This window comes from Streptomyces milbemycinicus (genome assembly GCF_002154605.1).
Classification (GTDB): Bacteria; Actinomycetota; Actinomycetes; order Streptomycetales; family Streptomycetaceae; genus Streptomyces; species Streptomyces milbemycinicus.
Genome location: NZ_MUNE01000704.1, coordinates 1 through 5,743, shown reverse-complemented (window position 1 = coordinate 5,743; position 5,743 = coordinate 1). Strand labels below are relative to the sequence as shown.

7 protein-coding genes are annotated in these 5,743 nt (G+C 68.7%); 6 read left to right on the top strand and 1 reads right to left on the bottom strand.

Annotated features, from left to right (window positions below; translation table 11 throughout):
• Window positions 1-165: 165 nt before the first annotated feature.
• The 5 genes from CCN51_RS43525 (at window position 166) to CCN51_RS43505 (ending at window position 4,316) form a co-directional block, all read left to right on the top strand.
• Window positions 166-2,427, top strand: coding sequence for a nitrate- and nitrite sensing domain-containing protein (locus tag CCN51_RS43525; protein ID WP_014174561.1), 2,262 nt, complete (start codon window positions 166-168; stop codon window positions 2,425-2,427).
• A gap of 5 nt (window positions 2,428-2,432) precedes the next feature.
• Window positions 2,433-2,849: a roadblock/LC7 domain-containing protein gene (locus CCN51_RS43520; RefSeq protein ID WP_404748629.1), complete on the top strand. Its 417-nt coding sequence runs from the start codon at window positions 2,433-2,435 to the stop codon at window positions 2,847-2,849.
• A gap of 11 nt (window positions 2,850-2,860) precedes the next feature.
• Window positions 2,861-3,235, top strand: a complete 375-nt coding sequence (locus CCN51_RS43515; RefSeq protein WP_014174563.1) for a DUF742 domain-containing protein — start codon at window positions 2,861-2,863, stop codon at window positions 3,233-3,235.
• Complete coding sequence (locus tag CCN51_RS43510) at window positions 3,216-3,812, top strand: GTP-binding protein (protein ID WP_014174564.1); 597 nt, start codon at window positions 3,216-3,218, stop codon at window positions 3,810-3,812. Before CCN51_RS43515 ends, CCN51_RS43510 begins: the two co-directional genes overlap by 20 nt.
• Before the next feature lie 93 nt (window positions 3,813-3,905).
• Window positions 3,906-4,316 (top strand): VOC family protein, encoded by a 411-nt coding sequence (locus CCN51_RS43505; RefSeq protein ID WP_043489385.1) that lies wholly within the window; start codon window positions 3,906-3,908, stop codon window positions 4,314-4,316.
• A gap of 21 nt (window positions 4,317-4,337) precedes the next feature.
• Here CCN51_RS43505 and CCN51_RS43500 read toward each other — a convergent pair whose 3' ends face one another.
• Complete coding sequence (locus CCN51_RS43500) at window positions 4,338-4,955, bottom strand: LysE family translocator (protein WP_014174566.1); 618 nt, start codon at window positions 4,953-4,955, stop codon at window positions 4,338-4,340.
• Window positions 4,956-5,068: 113 nt separating this feature from the next.
• On the opposite strand from CCN51_RS43500, the gene CCN51_RS43495 reads away from it, so the two are divergent.
• Window positions 5,069-5,521: an Lrp/AsnC family transcriptional regulator gene (locus CCN51_RS43495; protein ID WP_014174567.1), complete on the top strand. Its 453-nt coding sequence runs from the start codon at window positions 5,069-5,071 to the stop codon at window positions 5,519-5,521.
• Window positions 5,522-5,743: the final 222 nt, after the last annotated feature.

Here is a 5,743-nt window from a genome sequence, read left to right as displayed (position 1 = left end):
GATTCGCCCCCGCAACCCACCCCGCCAAGGGGGACGGCCGCACCGAACGCCGGTAGACGCGCGAAACGGGGCCGGGTCAGACAGCGCGCGGCCCGTCGGCGGACCCTTCTGCGGCCACGCCGACTTCGAGGCCCCTGGTCGATCCGGAGCCGCGTCCTCGTCCTGGTGCTCGTCCCGAGCGTGGCCCTGGCGGCGCTGTGGGGCACCTACACGGCCAACGGGCTCGACCAGGCGCTCGATCTGCGGCAGACCGTGCGGGATGTGGAACGGGTAGGGGTCACGAGCGAGACCGCGATGGTGGCGCTTCAGGAGGAGCGCCGGCTGTCGATGATCTACCTGGCCCGGCCCGGAGCGGGCCGGGGGGCGCTGGCGCGGCAGCGCGCGGACACCGACCGGAAGCTCGCGGCGATGCGCAAGGCGGCCGCGCCGGTGGTCAAGCACAACCCGCCCGCTCTCAAGCGAATCTTCGCGGACATCAGCAAGGGCCTCGGGATGCTGCCGGGATTTCGGCAGCAGGTCGACGCACGCAAGGTGAACCACGGCGACGCCTACGCGTTCTACACCGGCGCCCTGGCCACCGGCATGTCGTACTTCGAGGCGGAAGCCCGGCTGACCAACGACGCCAAGTCGCTCAACGAGGCCACGACCGCCGCGACTCTGTTCCGTGCTCTTGAGGGCCTTGCCCGGCAGAACGCCGTGCTGTCCGCGGGACTGTCGTCGCCGAACGGCATGTCTGCCGAGGAGCAGCGACAGTTCAACCGGCTCGTCGGTGTGCAGCAGGAGCAGTGGAAGGTGGTGGCGCCGGCACTGCGCGGAGCACAGGCCAAGCGCTATCAGGCGGTCACCACCGGGCCCGAGTGGAAGGCGCTGGCCGCCGCGGAGCAGTCGGCCATGAAGTCCGGCCGGATTCCGACCGGTTTCGAGCGCTGGCAGACGTCGATGCTCCAGGTGGCGGAGAACCTGCAGCAGCTCACCCTGGACCAGGTGGACTTCGCGGTCGGATACGTCAACGACCGCGCCGACACCCTGATGACCTCGGTGATCGTGACCAGCGTGGGAGCCCTGCTGGCCATCGCGCTGGCCGTGCTGATCTCCGTGCTCATCTCCCGGGCGCTGATCCGCCGGCTCCGGGAGCTGCGCGGTGCGACGCTGCGGCTGGCCGATGAGCAACTGCCCGAAGTGATCGCCCGGCTGCAGAAGGGCGACAAGGTCGAGCTCGCCGAGGCCGTCCCCGAAGTCGGACACGGCTCGGACGAGATCGGGCAGGTCGCCGGCGCGTTCGCCACGGCCCAGCGGATCGCCGTACGCGCGGCGATCGAGCAGGCCGAAACGCGCGAGGGCATCAGCCGCGTGTTCCTCAACCTCGCACAGCGCAGCCAGGGGCTGGTGCACCGGCAGCTCGCCCTGCTGGACACGCTGGAGCGCGGAAACGAGGATCCCGATCTGCTCGCCGAACTGTTCCGGGTGGATCACCTCGCCACGCGGATGCGGCGCAACTCCGAGAACCTGTCCATCCTCGGCGGCGCGATCCCCGCCCGGCGCTGGCGTCAGCCGGTGCGGCTGGCCGAGATTCTGCGCGGAGCCGCCTCGCAGACCGAGGACTACTCCCGGGTCAAGCTGGCCGGTATTCCCGAGGTCAGGCTCGCCGGCCCGGTGGCGGGCGACATGATGCACCTGCTGTCCGAGCTGGTCGAGAACGCGACGACGTTCGCCCCGCCGCATACGAGCGTGCAGATTCACGCCGAGGTTGTGCCCAAGGGGCTCGGGATCGAGATCGAGGACCGTGGCATCGGCATGACCGAAGAGGTCCGCGAGGAGGCCAACCGCCTGCTGGCGGCGGCACCCGAGTTCAATGTCATGGGCTTCACGCACGACACCCGTCTCGGTCTGTTCGTCGTCGCACGGCTGGCGGCCCGCCACAACATCATGGTCACCCTGCGCCCCTCCCCGTACGGCGGGACCTCGGCCATCGTGCTGGCGCCGCCGGAGCTCCTCGAGGTGACGGAGGCCGAGACCAACACCCCGATCCACGACCGCGCCGAGGCGATGGCCGGAACTGCGGCACCGCGCCTGGGGACGTCGCCGCCCCGCCGGGAGGAGCCGCACGTGCCCGACCATGTCCCGCCCAAACGCAACGATCCCCCGGACGCCGCGCGTCCGGAGCGGCCACAGCGAAGGTCGAGACAGCTGCCTCGCCGTGTCCGTCAGGCGAGCATGGAACCGCAGCTGCTCCATCCCGTGGCCACGGAGCCCGAGGCAGGGCCCGCGGAGCGGTCGGCCGAGGACGCCCGCCGGATGATGGCGATGTACCAGCGCCAGTCGTACCGGGGGCGTGCCGACGCGGAGCAGCAGCAGGAACAGGGCAGCGGACAAGACGATGTGGCCGGGCACTGGCCGGCCGGAGAAGGGCAGTGGGACCCGCGATGACACAGATGCCGAAGCAAGCCAACGACCTCCACTGGATGCTGGACGACCTCGTCCGGCGGGTCCCCCGGACCAGGCATGTCCTCGTGTTGTCGGCCGACGGACTGGTGATCGCTCACTCGCGCGATCTCGGCCGTGAGGACGCCGAACACATGTCGGCCGTCGCCTCGGGTTTCCAGAGCCTGGCCGGGGGCGTCGGACGACGCTTCGGCGGAGGGCTCGTACGGCAGACGATCGTCGAGCTGGAGAGCTGTTTTCTGTTTGTGACCGGTGCGGGACGAGGTGCCTGCCTCGCCATCCTCGGTGAGGCCGATATCGACGTCGGTCTCGTCGCCTACGAGATGAACCTGATCGTCAAGCGTGTCGGTGAATACCTCGCCGCGGCGCCACGACAGGCGGCTGCCGTTTCGCCGTCGCCCTTCTGAGGTGAGGACCCATGTCCGAACCGGAGGAATCATGGTGGGACGTGGACGCAGGCCCCATCGTGCGCTCGTTCGCGAGAACCGGCGGCCGGACCCGGCCCACTCGGGACGAGTTCAACCTGATCACCCTGATCATCGCCACGAACACCGATACGGCACGCCACGGTCTCGAGCCGGAGCACATCATGATCCTGCGCATGTGCACCGGCGCCCCGCTCTCCGTCGCCGAGATTGCCGCTCGGCTGGACATGCCCGCGACAGTGGCCAAGGTCCTGCTCGGAGACCTACTCGACATGGGGGCCATCCACACCCGCGCACCGATCGCGCTGGCGGAGGCCCCGGAAATCCACGTACTTCAGGCGGTGCTCGATGGAATTCGCAGGCTCTGAGCCATATCCCGGCACCGGCAGCCTCCCGACGGCGGTCAAGATCCTGATCGCCGGCGGGTTCGGCGCCGGGAAGACCACGATGGTCGGTGCCGTCAGCGAGATCTCCCCGCTGCAGACCGAGGAGGTGATCACGCAGACGAGCGAGGGCGTGGACGATCTCAGCGGGGTGGAGGGAAAGACCACCACGACCGTGGCCATGGACTTCGGCCGGATCACGATCAGCCAGGACCTCGTGTTGTACCTCTTCGGCACACCCGGGCAGAACCGCTTCTGGTTCATGTGGGACGAGCTGGCCCTCGGCGCACTCGGAGCCATCGTGCTGGCCGACACACGAAGAATCGAGGACTCCTTCCCCGCCGTCGACTACTTCGAGCACCGCGGCACATCGTTCGTCGTCGCAGTCAACCGCTTCGACGGAGCCAGTGACTACGACGTCGAAGAGGTCCGCTATGCGCTCGACCTCGACACACATGTACCGGTGGTGATGTGTGACGCCCGCTCCCGCGAGTCCAGCAAACTCGTCCTCGTCACCTTGCTCGAACACGCGATGGCGAGCCGGATGGCGGCCGTTCGCTGACGCGTGCGTCGGTGACGACTGAGGAGTGGGCGGCGGGCATCCTGAGCAGTTTTGGATAAGTTTCCGCCCGGCCGGCCGAGTAGCGTGATGCGCATGTTCAACGCCATCACGCACTCGACCATCTACGTCCTCGACCAGGACGAGGCCCTCGACTTCTACGTCGGCAAGCTCGAACTGGAGGTCAGCGCCGACATCCCGCTGGGCTTCATGCGCTGGCTGACCGTCTGCGTCCCCGGGCACCCGGAGCGCGAAATCCTGCTGGAGAAGCCGGGCCCTCCGTCGATGTCCGAGGAGACGGCGGAGCAGGTCCGCGAGCTGGTGACCAAGGGCGCGACGGCCGGCACGCTCTTCTTCAGCACGGACAACTGCCGCAAGACATACGAGACGCTGCTGGCCCGGGGCGTCGAGTTCACCGAGGAGCCCACCGATCGCCCGTACGGAATCGACTGCGGCCTCCGCGACCCCTTCGGCAACAACATCCGCTTCTGCCAGCCGAAGTCCTGAAGCGCATCGCCGAACCGACCCCTAACTGAGCAGCCGCTCCACCAGCAGCAGCGCCCCGATGGCCACCATCGCGGCGCCTGAGCAGCGGATCACCGCCCGCGCCGCCGTCGGGCGGGCCCGCAGCACCAGCCGCGCCGCCGTGCCCACTCCCGTGTAGACCGCGGCGCAGTTGGCCGTGTGCACCAGCCCCAGGAAGGCGATCTGCGCCGCGACCGGCCAGGTCGCCCCCTGGGCGATGAACTGTGGCAGCAGCGCCAGGAACAACAACAGCGCCTTCGGGTTGAGACCGCTGATCCCCGCGCCTTTCACCGCCCGCCGCAGCCACGAGCCGGCGCTCTCCTCCGCACCCGCCGTCGGGGCGGAAGGCCGGGCCAGGGTGGCTGTCCCCAGCCACACCAGATACGCCGCGCCCACCGCCGTCAGCACGGTCAGCACCAGCGGCGACCGAGCCACCACCGTCGCCACTCCCCCGGCGACCACCGCGGTCAGCGCCACGTACCCGGCCAGCAGCCCACCCACCGCGGGCAGCACCGTACGGTCGCGCAGCCCGGCCGCGATCGCGTACGCCCAGTCCGCTCCCGGGACCAGTACCAGCAGGAAGGACACCCCCCAGAACGCGATGACACTTCCGACCGCCATGGCCTGGCTCCTTTTCTCACTCTCGGCTTCCGAGAGGGAGATTAGGCGCGTAGGGCCGGAATGTGTTTTCAACATTTCCACGATCATGGGCTGACAGTGGAAGAATCTTCCTCATGGATGAGGTCGATCGGAAGATCCTTGCCGAGCTGCAGCGCGATGGCCGTCTCACCGTCACCGAACTCGCCGAACGTGTCCGGCTCAGCGTCTCGCCCTGCCACCGCCGGCTGCGCGCTCTGGAACACTCCGGTGCGATCAGCGGCTACCGCGCGCAGCTCGACGCCGATGTCCTCGGCCTGACCTTCGAAGCGCTCGTGTTCGTGACCATGCGCTACGAGGACCGCGACACCGTCGCCGCCTTCGAACAGGCCGTCGTGGACATCCCGCATGTCATGCAGGCCCAGCGTCTCTTCGGCGACCCCGACTACCTCCTGCGCGTCGTCACCCGCGACCTGGCCGCCTTCCAGAAGCTCTACGACGACCGCCTGGCCACCCTCCCCGGTGTCCAGCGCCTCAGTTCCACCCTCGTCATGAAGAGCGTCGTCGAGAACCGTCCCCTGCCGCTGTGAGAACACGTCCGGCTCGGGATCAAAGAAGAACGTCCAGGTCGGCCACCACGGGCCGACCTGGACGTCATGAGTCGGTCATGAACCGGACGAGGCCGGATCACACCTCGAACACGTCGTGTCAGACGAGGTCGAATCGGTCGAGGTCCATCACCTTGGCCCACGCCGCGACGAAGTCGGTCACGAACTTCTCCTTCGCGTCGTCGCTCGCGTAGACCTCCGCGA

Bases quoted from the DNA above. Each gene is read 5' to 3' on its own strand.
- CCN51_RS43510 (WP_014174564.1), top strand. From the start codon at position 3,216: ATGGAATTCGCAGGCTCTGAGCCATATCCCGGCACCGGCAGCCTCCCG.
- CCN51_RS43495 (WP_014174567.1), top strand. From the start codon at position 5,069: ATGGATGAGGTCGATCGGAAGATCCTTGCCGAGCTGCAGCGCGATGGC.
- CCN51_RS43520 (WP_404748629.1), top strand. From the start codon at position 2,433: ATGCCGAAGCAAGCCAACGACCTCCACTGGATGCTGGACGACCTCGTC.
- CCN51_RS43505 (WP_043489385.1), top strand. From the start codon at position 3,906: ATGTTCAACGCCATCACGCACTCGACCATCTACGTCCTCGACCAGGAC.
- CCN51_RS43515 (WP_014174563.1), top strand. From the start codon at position 2,861: ATGTCCGAACCGGAGGAATCATGGTGGGACGTGGACGCAGGCCCCATC.
- CCN51_RS43500 (WP_014174566.1), bottom strand. From the start codon at position 4,955: ATGGCGGTCGGAAGTGTCATCGCGTTCTGGGGGGTGTCCTTCCTGCTG.